This window comes from uncultured Tenacibaculum sp. (assembly GCF_947494125.1).
Classification (GTDB): domain Bacteria; phylum Bacteroidota; class Bacteroidia; order Flavobacteriales; family Flavobacteriaceae; genus Polaribacter.
In genome coordinates this window covers 114,602-134,596 of sequence record NZ_CANLTU010000006.1, presented here as the reverse complement: position 1 = coordinate 134,596, position 19,995 = coordinate 114,602, and the positions used below count along the sequence as shown (strand labels likewise).

Annotated in this window: 18 protein-coding genes; 5 read left to right on the top strand and 13 right to left on the bottom strand. The window is 32.4% G+C overall.

Features of this window, described 5'->3' with window-relative positions; translation table 11 throughout:
• Positions 1-31 precede the first annotated feature (31 nt).
• The 4 genes from Q0881_RS11475 to Q0881_RS11460 are packed head-to-tail and all read left to right on the top strand — an operon-like array spanning position 32 to position 4,390.
• Entirely contained in the window at positions 32-1,039 is a 1,008-nt protein-coding gene (locus tag Q0881_RS11475) for a 4-hydroxyproline epimerase (protein ID WP_299160311.1), read from the top strand.
• Positions 1,040-1,050: 11 nt separating this feature from the next.
• Complete coding sequence (locus Q0881_RS11470; RefSeq protein WP_299160308.1) at positions 1,051-1,326, top strand: DUF3781 domain-containing protein; 276 nt, start codon at positions 1,051-1,053, stop codon at positions 1,324-1,326.
• Positions 1,319-2,566: an FAD-dependent oxidoreductase gene (locus tag Q0881_RS11465; RefSeq protein ID WP_299160306.1), complete on the top strand. Its 1,248-nt coding sequence runs from the start codon at positions 1,319-1,321 to the stop codon at positions 2,564-2,566. Before Q0881_RS11470 ends, Q0881_RS11465 begins: the two co-directional genes overlap by 8 nt.
• A 30-nt stretch (positions 2,567-2,596) precedes the next feature.
• On the top strand, positions 2,597-4,390 hold the full coding sequence (locus tag Q0881_RS11460; protein WP_299160303.1) for an aminopeptidase P family protein: 1,794 nt from the start codon (positions 2,597-2,599) through the stop codon (positions 4,388-4,390).
• Here Q0881_RS11460 and Q0881_RS11455 read toward each other — a convergent pair.
• Together Q0881_RS11455 and Q0881_RS11450 are read right to left on the bottom strand one after the other, a co-directional pair.
• Complete coding sequence (locus Q0881_RS11455) at positions 4,382-5,449, bottom strand: proline racemase family protein (protein ID WP_299160300.1); 1,068 nt, start codon at positions 5,447-5,449, stop codon at positions 4,382-4,384. The two genes, Q0881_RS11460 and Q0881_RS11455, sit on opposite strands and share 9 nt — an antisense overlap.
• Complete coding sequence (locus Q0881_RS11450; protein ID WP_299160297.1) at positions 5,442-6,416, bottom strand: ornithine cyclodeaminase family protein; 975 nt, start codon at positions 6,414-6,416, stop codon at positions 5,442-5,444. The genes Q0881_RS11455 and Q0881_RS11450 overlap by 8 nt, the downstream gene beginning before the upstream one ends.
• A 120-nt stretch (positions 6,417-6,536) precedes the next feature.
• Between Q0881_RS11450 and Q0881_RS11445 the strand changes: the two genes are divergently transcribed.
• Positions 6,537-7,844 carry a S28 family serine protease gene (locus Q0881_RS11445; RefSeq protein ID WP_299160294.1) on the top strand — a complete coding sequence of 436 codons (1,308 nt, stop codon included), beginning with the start codon at positions 6,537-6,539 and terminating at the stop codon, positions 7,842-7,844.
• 63 nt (positions 7,845-7,907) lie between these two features.
• Here the strand turns inward: Q0881_RS11445 and Q0881_RS11440 are convergent, their stop codons facing one another.
• The 11 genes from Q0881_RS11440 to Q0881_RS11395 form a co-directional block, all read right to left on the bottom strand.
• Entirely contained in the window at positions 7,908-9,878 is a 1,971-nt protein-coding gene (locus Q0881_RS11440; protein WP_299160291.1) for a cytochrome c biogenesis protein CcdA, read from the bottom strand.
• Positions 9,879-9,904: 26 nt separating this feature from the next.
• On the bottom strand, positions 9,905-10,351 hold the full coding sequence (locus tag Q0881_RS11435; RefSeq protein WP_299160288.1) for a protein-disulfide reductase DsbD domain-containing protein: 447 nt from the start codon (positions 10,349-10,351) through the stop codon (positions 9,905-9,907).
• 403 nt (positions 10,352-10,754) lie between these two features.
• Positions 10,755-11,018, bottom strand: a complete 264-nt coding sequence (locus Q0881_RS17875) for an IS1 family transposase (RefSeq protein ID WP_366139566.1) — start codon at positions 11,016-11,018, stop codon at positions 10,755-10,757.
• Positions 11,019-11,043: 25 nt separating this feature from the next.
• The gene (locus tag Q0881_RS11430) at positions 11,044-11,469 is read right to left on the bottom strand and encodes a hypothetical protein (RefSeq protein ID WP_299160286.1); all 426 of its coding nucleotides are present in this window, start codon (positions 11,467-11,469) and stop codon (positions 11,044-11,046) included.
• A 143-nt stretch (positions 11,470-11,612) separates the two neighbouring features.
• Positions 11,613-12,743 (bottom strand): porin, encoded by a 1,131-nt coding sequence (locus Q0881_RS11425; RefSeq protein ID WP_299160284.1) that lies wholly within the window; start codon positions 12,741-12,743, stop codon positions 11,613-11,615.
• Positions 12,744-12,770: 27 nt separating this feature from the next.
• Positions 12,771-13,514, bottom strand: a complete 744-nt coding sequence (locus tag Q0881_RS11420; RefSeq protein ID WP_299160282.1) for a succinate dehydrogenase/fumarate reductase iron-sulfur subunit — start codon at positions 13,512-13,514, stop codon at positions 12,771-12,773.
• A 7-nt stretch (positions 13,515-13,521) separates the two neighbouring features.
• Positions 13,522-15,432: a fumarate reductase/succinate dehydrogenase flavoprotein subunit gene (locus tag Q0881_RS11415; protein WP_299160279.1), complete on the bottom strand. Its 1,911-nt coding sequence runs from the start codon at positions 15,430-15,432 to the stop codon at positions 13,522-13,524.
• A gap of 10 nt (positions 15,433-15,442) precedes the next feature.
• Positions 15,443-16,111, bottom strand: a complete 669-nt coding sequence (locus Q0881_RS11410) for a succinate dehydrogenase cytochrome b subunit (RefSeq protein WP_299160276.1) — start codon at positions 16,109-16,111, stop codon at positions 15,443-15,445.
• A gap of 17 nt (positions 16,112-16,128) precedes the next feature.
• Positions 16,129-17,199, bottom strand: coding sequence for a type II asparaginase (locus Q0881_RS11405; RefSeq protein ID WP_299160273.1), 1,071 nt, complete (start codon positions 17,197-17,199; stop codon positions 16,129-16,131).
• 44 nt (positions 17,200-17,243) lie between these two features.
• Positions 17,244-18,662 (bottom strand): aspartate ammonia-lyase, encoded by a 1,419-nt coding sequence (gene aspA / locus Q0881_RS11400; RefSeq protein ID WP_366139565.1) that lies wholly within the window; start codon positions 18,660-18,662, stop codon positions 17,244-17,246.
• Between the two features lie 27 nt (positions 18,663-18,689).
• Entirely contained in the window at positions 18,690-19,991 is a 1,302-nt protein-coding gene (locus tag Q0881_RS11395; RefSeq protein WP_299160271.1) for an anaerobic C4-dicarboxylate transporter, read from the bottom strand.
• Positions 19,992-19,995: the final 4 nt, after the last annotated feature.

Here is a 19,995-nt window from a genome sequence, read left to right as displayed (position 1 = left end):
GAGGAAATACAAGCTGGCGCTTCAATTTAAGATGAGAAAAACTTTTTTTTGCGTTGATGCGCATACTTGTGGAAATCCAGTAAGAGTTATAGCTGGAGGAGGTCCAAACTTAATTGGCGCTAACATGAGTGAAAAACGACAACATTTTTTAAAAGAATACGATTGGATACGTAAAGGTTTAATGTTTGAACCTCGCGGACATGACATGATGAGTGGATCCATTTTATTTCCTCCTCATAATCCTGAAAATGATTTTTCAATTTTATTTATAGAAACATCTGGTTGTTTACCTATGTGTGGACATGGCACAATAGGTACAATTACTATTGCTATAGAAGAAGGCTTAATTACCCCAAAAATTCCAGGTAAAATTAAAATGGAAGCACCTGCTGGCTTGGTTGAAATAGAATATCAACAAACAGGTAAAAAAGTAGATTGGGTTAGACTAACGAATGTAAAAAGTTATTTAGCTGCTGAAAATTTAACTATTGATTGCCCAGAATTAGGAAACATCACTTTTGATGTTGCTTATGGTGGAAATTATTACGCTATTGTAGATCCTCAAAAAAACTTTTCTGGAGTTCATGATTTTACAGCTTCAAAGATTATTCAATATTCTCAAGTAGTTCGAGATAGAATAAATGAGAAGTATCCAGATTTATTTATCCATCCAGAAAATAATACTATAAGAGATGTAACGCATATGCTTTGGACAGGTAATCCATTAGATCCAACTTCCTCAGGACGAAATGCTGTTTTTTATGGCGACAAAGCTATAGACAGAAGCCCTTGTGGTACAGGCACCTCAGCTCGCTTAGCTCAACTACATGCAAAGGGAAAACTAAAAACAAACGAGCAATATATACACGAAAGTTTTATTGGAAGTAAGTTTATTGGAAGGGTTGAAAAAGAAACAATACTAGCTGGCAAACCTGCTATTATTCCAAGTATTCAAGGTTGGGCAAAAATATACGGATATAATAATATTATTATTGATGAACAAGACGATCCATACGCACATGGATTTCAAGTGATATAAATATATTAAGTGTGAAGATCAATAAAAAAGAAATTCTAGAAAATCACTGTTATACTGAACTTGTTTATGAAAGAATAAATAAGAAACTGAAAACTTCTTTTTCAAAAAATGAAATTGAAATATTCATAAAAAGAGTATTGAGTGAAGCTCCTATAGAAGATTACCTAAAAAAAGGAAAGAATTTTTATATCACAAATAAACAAGATAATATCAAAATCACAATTAACTCAAATACTTTTAGGGTTATAACTGTAAATTCTATTATTAAAAAAAGTAGTAATGAATAAAAAAGTAGTAATCATTGGGGGTGGAATTATAGGTTTATCTTCAGCTTATTATTTGCAAAAAGCTGGACATGAGGTAACAATTATTGATAAATCTGATTTTTCATCTGGTGCTTCACATGTTAACGCAGGCATTATTACACCTAGTCATATAATTTCTTTAGCTGCTCCAGGAATGATTAATAAAGGAATTAAATGGATGTTTAGTTCTACAAGTCCTCTATCTATTAAACCTCGATTAGATCTTGATTTTTTTAAATGGTCATTACTTTTTAAAAAAGCTTCTACCCATAAAAAAGTACAACAATCAATTCCTGTTATTAAAGACATTAATTTATTCAGCAAGGAACTATATGAAAGCATAAAAACTTCTAATGATTTTGATTTCTTTTATCAAGGTAAAGGATTGTTAATGTACTATAAAACAGACAAAGCAGGTGAAGAAGAATGGAACGTTGGAAAACAAGCTATTAGAGAAGGATTAAAAGTTGAAAATTTAACCAAAGAAGAAGTTCTAAAACTAGAACCTAATAGCAACTTAAATATTAAAGGAGCTGTATACTATCATTCCGATGCGCATATGACTCCCAATGAGTTTATTCCTCAATTAAAATCACATTTAGAAAAAAACGGAGTTACTTTTTTATCAAATGAAGAAGTTTTAAATATTAATATTTCCAACAATAAAGTAGCTTCAATCGATACCAATAAACAAACCATATTGGCAGACGAATATGTTTTAGCAACTGGTTCTTGGACACAAGATTTAGCCAAAAAGCTACAAATAAATATCCCTGTGCAAGCAGGAAAAGGCTATAGAATTAATGTGAAAGAAAACACTGGTATTACAATTCCAGCAATTCTTATGGAAGCTAAAGTTGCCGTTACGCCTATGAATGGTTTTACTCGATTTGCAGGAACCATGGAAATTGGAGGTATTAACCATAAAATAAACCCAGCACGAGTAAAAACAATTGCCTATGCGGGTGAACAATATTATAACGGTTTAAAAATAAATCAAGAAGATATTGACAATGCCGATTGTGGTTTACGTCCGTGTTCTCCAGACGGTTTGCCTTATATTGGACGTTTGTCTAAAATTAAAAATGTTACTGTAGCGACTGGTCATGCTATGATGGGATGGAGTTTAGGACCCGCAACCGGAAAACTAGTTTCAGAAATTATTTCTGATAAAAAACCTAGTCTGAACTTAACTCCTTTTAATGTAGAACGATTTGCTTAAAAGCATTTTTAAATTTATTAATTTTATCGAATGATTTCAGAAAAACTAGCTGCCTTAAGAAAAGAAATGCTTCTAAAAAAAATAGATGCATTTATTATTCCATCAACAGACCCACATCAATCTGAATATGTAGCTGATTATTGGAAATTACGTGAATATTTTTCAGGTTTTACTGGTTCAGCTGGAACATTAGTTATTACACAAGACACTGCGGCTTTATGGACTGACTCTCGTTACTTTTTACAATTTAATGACGAATGCAGTGGTACTGAAGTTAAGTTACATAAACAATCTATACCACACGCGCCGGAACATGTAAAATGGCTTTGCGATTTATTAAAAAATAATTCGGTAATAGGAATAGATTACCGTCAATTCTCTAAATCGCAAATAGATTATATATTGAGCTTTGCTAATGAAAAGCAAATTCAATTACAAAACGAGCCTCGTTTAACTAAAAATATCTGGACAGACAGACCCGGTCTTCCAAATTTTGAAATAGATCTACATCCTTTTGAATTTAGTGGAGAAACTACTGCTTCAAAACTATCAAAAGTTCAAGAAAAAATTCGAAAACAAAATGCCGATTACTATTTATTTTCTTCATTAGACGAAATAGCATGGCTGTTTAATATACGTTCTCGAGATGTTGATTTTACCCCTCTAGTTACTGCATATGCATTAGTAGGAAAAGAAAAAACTCTTTTATTCTGTAATAAAAATAGATTTTCTCAATCTGCTATTTCCGCTTTTGAAAAGCTGCATATTGAAATAGTTTCTTACGATTCAATTGCAACTATTTTACCTTCAGTAACCAATAATAAAAATATTATTACTGATTCTTCTTCTTTAAATTATGCTGTTTTTGATGCCATAAATGGTAAGTTCCAGTATCAAAACTCAATAGTTAAAGAGTTAAAAGCCATAAAAAATATTGTTGAAATACAAGGTGAAGAAAAATGCATGCTGAAAGACGGTGTAGCACTAACAAAATTCTTTATTTGGCTGGAAAAAGAATTAGAAAAAAAATCAATTTCTGAATACGAATTAGGAAAAAAACTAGAAAGTTTTAGACAACAACAAGAATATTATGTTGGTGAATCTTTTGCTGCCATTGTTGGGTATAAAAAAAATGGTGCTATTATTCATTATACAGCACCCGAACAAGGTTCTTCCTTGGTAAACAATGAAGGGATTTTATTATTAGATAGTGGCGCTCAATATAAAGACGGTACTACAGATATTACAAGAACTATATGGTTAGGAGGTACTCCTTCTAAAAAAATAAAAACTGCGTATACATCGGTTTTAAAAGGCTATATTTCTTTAGAACAACAACAATTTCCTTTAGGAACTACTGGAGCTCAAATTGATGCTTTTGCTCGTATGTATTTATGGCAAAATGGTTTAAACTATCCACACGGAACCGGACATGGTATTGGTAGTTTTGGTATGGTACACGAGCCTGCTCAAGGTTTTGCTACAGGAGCTACTACCGTTAGGGGTACAACACCTCATTTCGCTAATCAATTTACAACCATAGAACCGGGTTGTTATGTAACTAACGAATTTGGAATTAGAATTGAAAACATTGTTCTTTCTGAAGTAACTCAAAAAACAGCATTTGGTACATTTTTAGGATTTAGACCTTTAACCCTTTGTTATATTGACACACAACTAATCGATGTTAACATGTTAACCAATAAAGAAATAAAATGGTTGAACTCTTACCATCAAAAAGTAATAAAAAAACTCACTCCTTTATTAAACAATAATGAAGTGAACTGGTTACAAAATAAATGTAAATCTATAGAATTATCTTAGTATAAATCCATCTTTCATTGGATCGTTAGGATCTATTACAAAAGTTTGTTTTCCCGTAATATAAGCAGTTCCTTCTACTTGTGGTATTACTGATGTAAACGAACCATATTGGTCTTCTGAAACTACTGATCCCTTAAATACTGAATCTGTTATACTTTCAATAGTCATAGTTTCACCAAAGCCTATTTCTTTTCTAGCCTTATGTATTGCCATTCTTCCTGACACTCCTGATCCTGTAGGACAACGATCTACCTCACCCTCAGCAAAAATGCAAACATTTCTACTATCATTACCTGACTCTTGTTTTGTATTATCGATAAATATAGTTCCATATAAAAAGCTTAAGTCTTCTTCATATGGATGTACTATTTCTTTATCTTCCTTCATTACCGAATGTTTAATATCCATTCCTTTACTAATCAATTTACGGTAGGACTCAGGGCTTAAATCAAAATCTAAATTATTTTTAGCCATATCAACATAGGCATAAAAAGCACCTCCATAGGCTAAGTCATACACCACCTCTCCTATTCCTTCTACATGTACCTTTCTATCTAAACCAACAACAAAACTTGGCACACAATGAAAACGTACTCCCGTTACTTTTCCTTCTTTTACATTTGCATATGAAGTTATTCGACCACAAGGAGCGTCTATTTTTAAAATATTGTCCCCTTCTTTTACATCAATCCAATTCATTTCTACTGCCAATGTAGAAATAGCAATAATAGCGTGTCCACACATTGTAGAATATCCTTCGTTATGTAAAAATAGAATTCCAAAATCGCCATCATTATCATTTGGAGGTAATAAAATACACCCATACATATCCGCATGTCCACGTGGTTCAAACATTAAAGCAGTTCGTAAATAATCATAGTTTTCTTTACAATATCTGCGATACTCTAATACCGAATTTCCTTTTAACTCTGGGAATCCATCAACAATAACACGTAGAGGCTCTCCTCCGGTGTGCATATCTATGGTTTTAATTTGGAACCAATCTTCTGACGGGTTAAATTCTGTTTTTGAAAGTATGTTTTGGTATGTTCTACTCATTGGTATATTCATTGTAATAATAGTTTGCAGCGGCTAAATCTTCCAAGGCATGCCCTACCGATTTAAAAACTGTTATTTCTTTTTCTGAAATCCTTCCTTTTTTCTGACCTGAACTTAATTCAAATAAATCTGCCTTGATTTCCTCTTCTTTAAGCGTTCCATTTTCTAATGGTATTACAATATCTCCGCTTTCTTTTAAACCTCCTTGAAAAGTATCTACAAATACAGTTGCTTTAGTTATCACATCGTCATCAGCCTCTCTCATATCTTTTTTATACGATCCCACAAGGTCTATATGCTGTCCTTCTTTTATAAACTTACCTAAAACTAAAGGCGTTGTAGATAACGTTGCACACGATATAATAGCTACCTCTCCAATCTTTTCTTCTATTGTTTTTACAGCTTTTACTCTAAAATTCTCATTCTTTAAACTGTTAGCTATTTCTATCGCTTTATTGTAATTTCTTCCCCAAACAAATACATTTTCTATAGGTCTTACCGCTGCATGTGCTTTAATTAAATTAATCGACAAAGCTCCAGTTCCAATCATTAATAAAGAACTTGAACTTTCTTTCGATAAAAATGTGGATGCTAAAGCTGAAGCAGCCGCTGTTCTTTTTACTGTTAAACTTTTTGCTTCTAAAATTGCTTTAATAGTGCCCTTTAAAGCATCTAAATATATATATGTTCCATTTATAGAAGGCAAATTAAATTGACCATTCTCCGGACTTACGGTTACTATTTTTACTCCTGCATTTTTATTAGGTTCCCATGCTGGCATCAATAATAATGTAGAATCTGCTTCAACTTCTGGGTTGGGAAAATCGTGATGATGTCTCATTGGAACAATCACCTCTTTTTTTGAAAAGCTTTGTTTTAATTCTGAAATTAATTCTAGAAAACTCGTGTTTCCTTCAATAAAATCGCTACTTATTTGAATAATAGGGTTCATAGCATAAAAGTACATGTTTTTTAGTTTTTAAGAATATTTTACCCTAATACAAATCAATATTTACATGAATATAGATAAAATAGTATCATCTATGATTTTCTAAAGCCTTTAATTTTAACCAATAAATATTTGATTATGAAACTATTTAAATTTTTACCTTTTCTTTTTCTAATAACTCTTCTTTCTTGTAAAGAAACAAAAGAGAAAAAGGAAATCATATTTAAAAACCAACTACAAAGTTTATTTCCTAAAGCGCAAATAGATTCTATTAAAATTAAAAATCATTTTACTGAAGCTTATCAAGTTGTTTTAGAGCAAAATTTGAATCCTAAAAATCCTTCTGAAGGAACTTTTAAACATTATATGTATGTTTCTCATACCGATTATAAAAATCCAACTGTTATAATTACTGATGGTTATGCTTCTAAAAATAGAACAACTGAACTAAGTAAACTTTTAAAATCTAATCAAGTAATTGTTGAATATAGAATGTATGGAAAATCTAGACCTGACTCTATTCCTTGGAAATATTTAACTAACGACAATGCTATTGAAGATTATCATACTATAGTAAGTAAATTAAAAAAACTATATAAGGGTAAATGGTTGTCTTCTGGAATTAGTAAAGGTGGTGAAACTACGTTGATTTACAAATCTAAATATCCAAATGACGTAGATGTTGCTGTTCCTTATGTAGCTCCTTTAATTAATGGCTTAGAAGATATAAGAACTACTAACTTAATTAATTCTGTAGGTACTAAAGAATGTAGAGATGCTATTAAAAATTTTCAAAGGGCAATACTAAAAAATAGAACTAAAATACTTAAGCATTTAGCTACTTATGCAGAAGAAAATAAAATGAGTTTTACTGAGGTTTCACAAGAAGAAGCCCTAGAATATTCTGTTTTAGAGTTTCCTTTTTCATTTTGGCAATGGGGTGGAAAGTGTAACGAAATTCCTTCTGAAAATGCTACTTCAAAAGAATTCTTCGACTATTTAGTAAAAGTGTCTGGATTTGGTTTATATAACGACTGGGGGTTTAACTATTACCTACCTTCTTTTTATCAACACATTAAAGAATTAGGTTATTATGGCTTTGATTTAGAACCTGTGAAAGACTTATTAAAGATAGTAACTTCTTCATCAAACATGAGGTTTGCTCCTAAGAATGTGGATTTATTATACAATGAAAATTACATTAAAGATGTAAGAGATTTTGTTGAAAACAAAGGAAATAATATACTATATATTTATGGTGCATACGACCCTTGGGGTGCTTGCGCTCCAACTCCAAAACCAAATATTGATGCTTTAAAAATGGTATTAGCTGATGCCGACCATGGTACAAGAATTAAACATTTTTCTAAAGAAGATCAGCAAAAAATTTACAATAAATTACAAAATTGGCTTGGTAAAGAGGTTAAACTATATCCTGTAAAATAGTTTAACGCCGTTTACTTTATTTCAAAAAAAAACACTTTAGAGTTTTCTAAAGTGTTTTTTTATTTATTTTTTATAATTCGCTATTCCTTTTTCTAACCAATCATAATATTCATCTACATCGGGTGTATATGCTACTGGATCTATTAAATTAGATTCATCATGTGCCATTAACACATAAAATGGTTGTGAGTTTGCTTTGTATTTAATGGTTTGCATCTCACTCCATTTTTGACCTATATACTTCAGTTTCTTTCCTGGGTTTAACTTAGAATCTACTACTTCATTCTCTTCTAAAGGTCGTTTATCATCTACATAAAGAGAAATCAATACTACTTTATTCTTTAAAACATCTAAAACTTTAGGCTTTACCCATACATTTTGTTCCATTTTACGACAGTTAACACAAGCATGTCCTGTAAAATCTATCATAACTGGTTTTCCTATTTTTTTTGCATACGCTAAACCTTTATCATAATCGTGAAAAGCGACAATATCATGTGGAGGCATTAAATGTGCTCCTTCTGGCAATCCACTATGATTATCATTTTCTTGGTTTGACACACTAATTGTAGCTTGTTTAGTAAACCCAACTCCATATGGAGACTCGCTATAATGTTGTGGTGGTGGAAATGCACTAATTAAATTTAAAGGTGCACCCCATAAACCTGGTATCATATAAATTGTAAAAGATAATACGATTAATCCTAAACTCAATCTTCCAACAGAAATATGTGAAACTGGGCTATCATGAGGTAATTGTATTTTTCCAAATAGATAAAATGCTAAAGCTCCAAAAATTGCTATCCAAATTGCAATAAACACTTCTCTTTCTAATAAGTGTAATTGCAATACTAAATCTGCATTCGATAAAAATTTAAATGCTAAGGCTAATTCTAAAAACCCTAAAACAACTTTTACAGTATTTAACCAACCTCCTGATTTTGGTAATGAATTTAACCAACCTGGGAATGCTGCAAATAGTGCAAATGGTAAAGCTATTGCTAAAGAAAAACCTAGCATACCTACAATAGGTCCTATTTGACTTCCTCCTGAAGCTGCTTCAACTAACAATGTTCCAACTATTGGCCCTGTACATGAAAACGAAACTATTGCCAAAGCTAATGCCATAAAGAAAATTCCAATGAATCCCCCTCTATCAGCTTGGGCATCTACTTTTGTTCCCCATGAACTAGGTAATGTAATTTCGAAAGCTCCTAAAAATGATGCTGCAAAAATTAATAAAATTAAGAAGAATGCAATATTAAACCATACATTTGTTGATAATGCATTTAGAGCATCTGCACCAAAAATTGCACTTACAAATATCCCTAGCAATACATAAATTACTATAATTGATAATCCATAAATAATTGCATTACGAATTCCTGCCGCTTTACTTTTACTTTGTTTTGTAAAAAAACTAACCGTCATTGGAATCATAGGAAACACACATGGTGTTAACAATGCTGCAAATCCTGATAAGAATGCTATAATAAAAATACTTAATAATCCTTTTTTCTCTTTTGAAGAAGATGTTTTTTCTGACACCTCATTTTTTACCGCTGAAGTAGCTTTATCTAAATTAAAAGCTAAGTCAATTTCTTTAGGAGGCAAACATTGTTCATCTGTACAAGCTATAAACTCTACAAAAGCATTAACCGTATTTATTTGGTTATCTACCAATTCTATTTCTTGCTCAAAAACAGCTTTAATAGCGAAGGATTTTATACTCATTCCTTCATCGTTAAAAAGCTTTGTAAACTTTATTTTACCTTTAGGTTCTGAAGTATTTCCAAGTAATTTAACTTTCCCTCCTTCGTCGTCATACGTAAAAGTTGTTGGGATTGGACCTCCTTTAGGAACTTCTTGCGAATACAAAGCCCATCCTTCTTCAATTGTAGCTTCTGCTTTTAATTTATATTTTGATTCAGATAACTTTTCTACTTTAGTCTTCCACTGAATCGGATTATGTATTTGCCCTTTTACGGTAAAACTAATCGTAAAAAGGAACAAGAATGCAAAAATATTCTTCATTTAAACTTTATTAAGGGGATAATTTTTTAATTTATTGAGAAAGATAAATCTATCTCTTTAGGAGGTAAACAATTTTCTCCAGAACATACCATATATTCTACAGTACCTTTAATTGTAAACTTTTCTGTTGTTTTTAATCTTATTCGCTGAGTAAAAACAGCTTTCTTATCAAAATATTTAACACGCATATCAAACATTTTATCATCAACTTCATGTCCTTCTCCTTCTTTTGTATTTCCTTTTTTCAAGTAACGCTGATCCCCTATAAAAGAAAATAATGTTGGAATTGGGCCTCCTTTAGGTATATTCTGTGAATATATATGCCAATCAGCCTCAAGATTTACGGTAGCTATTAACTCAGCTTCTTTATCTGATATTTTCTTTACAGATGTAGACCATTTAACTGGGTTATGAATTTGTCCATAAGACATGATACTAGTTACGAATAACAATACTACTATTAATTTTCTCATTCTTATACTGTTAGTAGGTTTATAAAAATTTCGGTAAAAATAACATCTTTATTTATAATAATACGATTTCATTAAATAAAGTTTATTTTGTAAAGCAAAAAAGAGTAATCAAAATGATTACTCTCTTATAGTAGCGGGAACTGGACTCGAACCAGTGACCTTCGGGTTATGAGTTTTACAAAAACTCTAAAACCATACTATTTTGCTTAATTTTATATAAAATCGTGTACGTTTTCGTGTACTCTAATTAATGATTAATTTCTACTCAAATATAAAGTATATCATTTAACACAACAACTAAATAATATATAATTCTTTAAAATAGTTCATCTTTAAACTTTAAATTATATACTGTTTACACAACTTTAGGTTAAAAATAAATTCATAAACTAATGTAAAGTATTTATCCCCAAAAATAAATCTTCAAATGAGCCTCTAGATACATTTTGTTTTTCGAAAAACAAATAGTCTTTCTACTTAATCGTTTTATATGAGTTCGTAAATTTAAATTCATTAGCTCTATTCTGTTCGTACAATATTGAAATCGTTTGTGAATTTCTTTCGGAATTAAACTCGGATAAATATTTAACCTATTGGTATAAATTCGTTTTGGGCTCAGTAACAAAACTTTATGAATTAATAGTTTCTTTCGTTTTTCTACCAACATAAAAATCAATAATATTTTTAGTTTCTCACTCTAAAACATAGGCTATCCAAGTAACATTCTTTTTATTTCCAATAAAACTCCACATTTCATCAATCTCAAATTTGCATCCAAACTTATTAAAGTATGGAATCTTAATTTGTTTACTAATCTTTAGCATTCTTGATAAAACTGTATTTTTTGAAATATTTAATATTCTTGAAATCCCTCTAACACTACAACCTTCTTTTAATAAGCTTACTAATAAAGGATTTGTTTGAGCTTTATAAGCCTTATATTTATAACTTGATTGAAAATAACTTTGACAACCCTTACAATAAAATCGTTGTTTATTATTTTGCAATCCTTTCTTAATAGAAAAAGAAGAATTACACTTTGTACAATTCACAGCATTTTTAAGCGCTAATTTAGTACACATAGCTGGTAAAAACCTAGATTTAACAGCTTCTAACAAATTTTAATATTTCAATTAACGAAAGATACTGCCCAAAATGAGCAGTATCTATTTTTTAATTACTTGTTTTTTAAATATAAAAATCATTAATATTCACTAAGTGCTAGTTTGGGACATTACCCATTTTTATCTACACTATTATTTTAAAAATTAAAACGAATCCCAATACCAAAGACACTTTCGTTTCTTCTATCTCCTGTGCTATTTTCGCTTTGGTCAATTTTTGCGGCTGCGAAAACATGACTAGATTTTTTAAAATTATAGCCTACTTCAGCAATTCCAAATTTTGTGTCAAAATCACCTAGCCCTAGATCTGAATTTGGTTTTAATGAACTAAACCCAGCAGCTATATGCCATTTTTTATTTTTTGAAAACTTGTAACGTGCATACAATTCATTCCCAGTTGCGTCATAAAACGTAGTTCCTGTTTTTTGGTGCTGTTTCAAACTTGAGTAAGATGCTGCAATAGTTAATCTATTCTTTTCGTAAGATGCAGATACAATAAATGCTTCATCTCCTTCTTTTGCCTGATCTGGAAGCGGATTTGCAACACCGTCATTCACCTTATTATATCCAACACCAATGCTAAATCCATCAATTTTATAATTAGCTCCCAAGCCGTAAGAATCGATACTTTCACTAGCATTAGAAATATTTCTCGTTTGTCCTTGAAAACCTATTGTAAATCCACTATTACTATACTTTAAAATGAATGCTTGATTAGCACGACCTGTACCAGAAACTCCACCATCAGAAATGTTCCAAACCCCAAGAGATGCCCCTCCAAAAGCTAAGAACTTATCTACATTATTTGCTCCCAAAGTATAATAAATTGAATTTTGTTTTCCGAAAGTAAATTCAAAGTCTTTATACGATATTCCAACATAACCTAATCTTGTGAAAACAGCGTCTCCTACTTGAGCTATTCCAGCTCCAGGGTCAATGGAAAATTCAACAGTATCATCTCTAGAAACTAAATTCAATCCAAATTCAACTCTACCAATAATGTTAAAATTATCTTCCTCATTTTTAGATAGCGCATGTTTAAATCGAAATCCAATACGTGGAGCATTGTTAGAAATTCCTAATTCTCCTCCTTCTGCGAAACCAATACCGACCCGAATACTTCCATAGGGATTGATACGAGATGAAACCTCTTCCATCCAATTAGTTTTTTTATCCTCTTTTTTCTCTTGAGCACTTCCTGTATAAACTGTAAAAACAAGTGTAATTAATAACATTGTTTTGAGAAAATTTGAAAATGATGTTTTCATAATCTTAAAGTTTAGTAATTGTTTTTATCAACCTAATAATTTTGATTTTGTATACCTAGCATTCATTTCAGCAATATTGTTGATGGAGATTCCTTCTGGACATTCTATTTCACAGGCACCAGTAAAAGTACAGCTACCAAATCCTTCAATTTCCATTTGGTAGGTCATTTCTTTAACTCGTTTATGCTCTTCTGCTTTACCCTGTGGTAGTCTATTGAAGTGATTAATTTTAGCAGCAGTAAATAATGCAGCAGAAGAATTTTTACAAGTTGCTACGCAAGCACCACATCCAATACAGGCAGCAGCATCCATAGCATTATCTGATATTTCTTTAGGAATAAGAATAGCATTTGCTTCTGGTGCTGTACCTGTTTTTGCGGTTATATAAGCACCTTGCTCAATAATTCTGTCAAAGGCAGAACGGTCAACTATTAAATCTTTAATTACTGGGAAAGAAGCAGCTCGCCATGGCTCTACTACAATGGCGTCGCCATCGTTAAAACTTCGCATATGTAATTGACAGGTGGTCATATTATCATTTGGGCCATGTGCGCGTCCATTTATAAAAACACCACATTGTCCGCAAATACCTTCACGGCAATCATGTTCATAGGCGATTACTTTTTCGTTTTTAAGAACCAACAATTCATTAAGATGATCTAATGCTTCTAAAAAAGACATGTCTTCTGTTAATCCATCAACTTCATAATCTCTTATTGCTCCTATATCATCAGGACCTTCCTGCCTCCATATTTTGAATGTTACTTTCATAGGTTCATTATTTATAACTTCTAACTGAAGGTTTTACAAATTCAAATTCAAGCTCTTCTTTGTGCAATTTAAAATCACCTTCATCATATTCCCAAGCTGATACATATGAGTAATCATCATCTATACGCAAAGCTTCGCCTTCTTCAGTCTGGAATTCTTCTCTAAAATGTGCTCCACACGATTCATTTCGCTCTAGTGCATCAGTGCACATTAGTAATCCTAATTCAATAAAATCAGCCAGACGTAAGGCTTTTTCTAATTCGGTGTTTAATTCATTATTACTTCCAGTAACCTTTACATCATTCCAAAAATCATCACGTAATGTTTTTATTTGCTCAATGGCTTTTTCGAGTCCTTTTTTATTACGACTCATAGCACATTCTTGCCACATTACCTTACCCAATTCTCTATGGAAATGGTCTACCGTTTTTGTTCCATTGATTTTTAAAACAGCATCGATTGTAATTTGAACTTCTTTTTCTGCCTTTTCAAATTCAGGATGATCGATAGTAGCATGTTCTTCTTTTATTGTGTTTGCTAAATAATTATTGATAGTATTTGGCAGAATAAAATACCCATCAATACTTGCTTGAAGTAGTGAGTTTGCACCTAGTCTATTTGCACCATGGTCAGAAAAATTACACTCTCCAACTGCATACAAGCCAGGAATTGTAGTCATTAATTCATAATCTACCCACAAACCACCCATAGAGAAATGCGCTGCTGGAGAAATTTGCATAGGTTCTTTATATGCGTCTATTCCTGTAATTTTTTTATACATCTTAAAGAGATTGCCATAGCGATCTTTTATAGTTTGAATACCAAATTTTTCAATAGCATGTTTAAAATCGAGATATACTGCGTTTTTTAATTTTCCTATACCAAATCCAGCGTCAATTCTTTCTTTTGCTGCTCTTGAAGCAATATCACGAGGTGCTAAATTTCCAAAACTTGGATATCTACGTTCCAAATAATAATCGCGTTCATCTTCATGAATATCGTTTGCTTTTCTTACATCTCCTTTTTGCTTAGGAACCCATATTCTTCCATCATTACGTAAGGACTCAGACATTAACGTCAGTTTTGATTGCGCTTCGCTAGATTGCGGTAATGCTGTAGGATGAATTTGAGTGAAGCTTGGTGCTGCAAAAAAAGCGCCTTTTTTGTGCGCTTTCCAGATAGCACTTCCATTACAACCAATAGCTAAAGTAGATAATCTAAACACACGAGAATAGCCTCCTGTAGCTAGAACAACCGCATCGGCTACATACCTTTTGAGTTCTCCTGTTACTAAGTTACGAACAATAATCCCTTTTGCTTTTCCATCAATTACAACCAAATCTAACATTTCACTTCGCGGAAACATTTTTACTTTTTTGGCATGTATCATTTTGTATAACTGCGAATATGCAGCGAGTAATAATTGTTGTCCTGTTTGTCCTCTTGCATAGAAAGTACGTTGTACCTGTACACCACCAAAACTACGATTTACTAATACGCCGCCATATTCTCTGGCAAATGGAACGCCTTGCTGTACAAAATGGTCTATTAGTGGTGCTGATAATTCTGCTAATCTATATGTATTGGCTTCACGTGATCTAAAATCGCCGCCCTTTAAAGTATCATAAAACATTCTCCAAACACTATCTCCATCATGCTGATAATTCTTGGCTGCGTTAATTCCGCCTTGAGCTGCGACTGAATGTGCTCTACGAGCAGAATCTTGATAACAAAAACATTGCACATCGTAGCCTAATTCGGCGAGTGTAGCAGCTGCTCCAGCACCTGAAAGTCCTGAACCCACTACAATGACATTCAACTTCTTTTTATTGGCAGGATTAATTAATTGTGATTTAACTTGATAGTTACGCCATTTATCTTCTAATTTTCCTTCTGGGATTTTTGAATCTAATTTCATATTCCTAATGCTATTTAAGATAAACTATTAATGGTATAATTCCAAAGCCAACACCCATAATAAAAGCATAAATCAAAGAGATTTTTGCTAAAATTCGTAATCCTTTTTTATGATAAAAGCCTAAAGTTTTAAAGCCACTTTTAAAGCCGTGATACAAATGAAATGCTAATGGCACAGACATAATGGTATAAAAAATCACATAGTATATGTTTTGAAAAAGCGCATAGGTAACTGCATAGACATCTTTATTTCCATTTATATCTAATTCAACAGCATCTCCAAAACCTAATTTGATACGTGCCCAAAAATTCACCAAATGAATAATAATAAAAATTAAGATAAGAGAACCTAAAATCCCCATGTTTCTTGAAGACCAAGTACTATTTTCATTAGCATTATTAACTACATATTTTTGTGGTTTTGCTTTTCTATTTCTTATAGTAATCAATAATGCGTAAACCACATGAAGAATAATAGATAGATATAACAAATAGGCAACAATTTTAATTAAAGGACTTTCTCTTAATGTGGTCGAATATGAATTATATAATTCTCTTGCAATATCTTCTGGTAATAATAGAATGCAGTTGGCAGATAGATGCACTATCAAGAAAACACAGAGAAATAGACCTGTTCCTGCAACAAGTGTTTTTCTGAAAAATAATGGATTGGTTGGCATAATCTATTTTTGGTAATTTAATAGGTATAAAAAAGGTTTTGTATAGTATCTAATTTTTCACCTTCAGAAAGTGCAAGCATCAATAAAATTCTTGATTTAGAAGGATTTAAATCGCCAGAAGCAACTGTATAATACTTGTCATCTTTAAATTCATTATCACGTAAAACCCATCCTGTTGCTGCACGCGTGCTTCGTATTACTATTACACCATGATCTTCATAAGCTTTTTTTGCAGCATTCAAAATTGCATCTGTCATGTTACCATTTCCAACACCAGCAATTACAATACCTTTAGCGCCAGCTTTTACATGCACATCAATTAAATCAGGAGACATATCTGCATAAGCATAAATAATATCTACACGAGGTAATTTTCTAACACCATCAACAGAAAACTTACTTTTGCTACCAAATTTCGTATTTGGTTCACGAAAAAAGCCCAATCTTCCATAAAACACTCCGCCTAGCATTCCTTTAATAGGCGATTGAAAACTGTTTACATTAGTAGTATTCATTTTGCTCACATCACGAGCAGCATGAATTTGATCATTGAGTGAAACCATCACACCTTTTCCTTTGGCTTCTTTGTTTGAAGCTATAGCAACTGCATTGTAAAGATTTAATGGACCTTCTGCACTAATAGATGTAGAAGAACGCATAGAGCCTGTAAGTACAACTGGTTTGTCACTTTTGACAACTAGGCTCAAAAAATAAGCAGTCTCTTCTTGCGTATCTGTTCCATGGGTTATAACGATACCATCAACATCATCTGAAGCTAATAATTCATTAATTCGATTTGCCAATTTCAACCAAATCGCTATGGTCATATCCTGTGAACCCACATTGGCAATTTGTTCTCCAGAAACATCAGCCAATTTTTTTATGCCAGGCACGGCATTGATCATCGTTTGAATCCCAATTTGACCTGCTTCATAACTTCCAGAAGTAGCAGATGAAGCCGATCCAGCTATAGTACCTCCAGTTGCTAGAATTTTAACATTTGGAAGTTCTGTTTCTTGTGCAAATCCAACAACAGTTATAGTAACTGCTATTAAAAATGTTACTATTTTTACATTTAGATATTTCATAATATAAGAGTTTCTTTTGTCGATTATTTTTTGAATAAATAAGACTATTTATGCAATGCAGCTGTGTATTTTGGGTGCATCAAATTATCAACGCTTAAAATCTTATCGAGTTCTTCTTCTGAAAGCAACTCTTTTTCAAGCACTAATTCACGAATAGATTTTCCTGTTGCCACAGCTTCTTTACCTAAAATATCACCCATATGGTGTCCAATATAAGGATTTAAAAATGTTATGATTCCAACAGAATTAAATACCATTTGTTTGGTATGTTCCTCATTGGCTGTAATGCCATCAATACATTTTTCAGCAAGCGTAACACATGCATTAGATAGTAATTCGACTGACTCGAACATACACTGTGCAATTACTGGCTCCATGACATTAAGTTGTAATTGTCCTGCTTCAGCAGCAAAAGAAATCGAGACATCATTACCAATAATTTTAAAACATACTTGATTGACTACTTCTGGGATTACTGGATTTACTTTAGCTGGCATAATAGATGAACCTGCTTGCATTTCTGGTAAGTTAATTTCATTAAAACCACAACGCGGCCCTGAAGATAACAAACGTAAATCATTACATATTTTAGAAAGCTTAACTCCTGTACGTTTTAGTGCACCTGAAATCATAACATAAGCACCAGTATCTGAAGTTGCTTCTATTAAATTTGTAGCTGGCACAAAACTCGCTTTGGTATATTGTTGCAGATACCCTATGGATAATTCTGTGAATCCATCAGGTGCATTTACACCTGTCCCTATTGCTGTTGCTCCTAGGTTAACTTCTAAAATAAGGTCTCTACAATGCTTTAGATTTTTTGTTTCTTCTTTTAAATTGGTAGACCAAGCACCAAACTCATCTCCTAAAGACATAGGTACAGCGTCTTGTAATTGGGTTCTACCCATTTTTAAAACGCTTTTGAATTCTGCAGCCTTTTTATCCAAGCTAGTCGTTAAGATATTAATGCGCTCTAATAATTGATTCATATAATAATAAACAGCAACTCTAAAGCCTGTAGGATATGCATCATTAGTAGATTGCGATTTGTTTACGTGATCATTAGGATGTAAAATATCATAACTCCCTTTTTCGTGACCATTTAGTTCTAGCCCTACATTAGCTATAACTTCGTTTGCATTCATATTTACTGAAGTACCTGCTCCACCTTGAAATACATCCGAAGGAAAGAATACAGCATAGGTTTTTAAATTATCAAGAATATGATTACATGCTTGTATAATCATATCTGCTTTATCAGCAGGAATGGTTCCTATCTCCTTATTAGCTGCTGCACATGCTTTTTTTGTGAGTACCAGCCCCTTGACAAAAATTGGAAAGTCACCAATTTTTGAACCAGAGATATGAAAGTTATTAATTGCTCTTTGAGTATGTACCCCGTAATATAATTCGTTATAAATTTCGATGTCTCCTAAAAGATCTGTCTCTTTTCTTGTTTTCATGATTCTTTATGTTTTGTTATAATGTGTTTATAAAATTAAACCTCCAAGTATAAAACCGAAGACAACACTTGATGCGATAGTTACAATTCCGGGAATAATAAAAGAGTGATTAAATATATATTTTCCTATTTTAGTAGAGCCTGTATCATCCATTTCAACTGCTGCTAAAAGTGTAGGGTAGGTAGGTAAAACAAACAATGCACTTACAGCTGCAAAGGATGCAATAGCTGCAACTGGGCTTACTCCTAATGCTAATGCTGCAGGCATTAAAGCTGAAGTTGTAGCTGCTTGAGAGTATAATAACATACTTGCCAAAAACAGCACAATTGCTAACATCCAAGAATATTGATTTAAAATTCCACCAGCAGCTTCTTTAATTTCTATAATATGATTGCTTACAAAAGTGTCACCTAACCATGCTACACCAAGTACACAGATTGCTGCACTCATGCCAGATTTAAATGTAGACATGTTTGTTACATCGTTTAGCTTTATTTTACAAACTAAAGCAATAATCATAGCAGCCAATAACATAATTGCCATTATTGCATGGTTTCTACCAATAGTTGGATCAGGAATTAAACCAACCTTTTTAGAAATCAAACTTGCATAAGTCACAATAATAAGTATAGCTATTCCAAAAATACCTACAGCCCATTTTGCACTTTTGGGGTCTTCATGGTGTTCTTTCTTCTTTTGTTTTATCAAACCTGCTGCTACACGTTTTTGGTATTCTGGATCTTCTGCCAATGGTTTTCCTAATTTGTTAGCAACAATTGCTCCTACTAAACATGCTAGAATTGTTGATGGAATAGCTACAGCTAAAAGTTGTAAATATGAAACTCCTAAAGGCTCTAGAAAACTTGCGAAAATTACTACTGCAGCTGATATAGGAGAAGCTGTAATTGCAATTTGAGAAGCTACTACAGAAATACTTAAAGGTTTAGAAGGTCTAACGCCACCTTCTTTAGCCACTTCAGTTATTACAGGTAATGCAGCATAAGCTGTGTGTCCTGTACCTGCTAATAAAGTCATCCAATAAGTTACTGTAGGAGCAATAAAAGTTACACGTTTTGGGTTTTTTCTAAGAATTTTTTCTGAGACATGGACCAGGTAATCGAGCCCTCCTGCTTTTTGCATAGCTGCGATAGCAGCTATTACCGACATAATAATAAGTATTACATCTACTGGAACTGCACCAGCTTTAAGTCCAAAAACCATTGTAAGCACAACTACACCAGCGCCACCAGCATAACCGATGCCTATACTTCCCATTTTTGATCCAATGAATATAAAAATAAGAACGATTAATAATTCAATCCAAATCATGTCT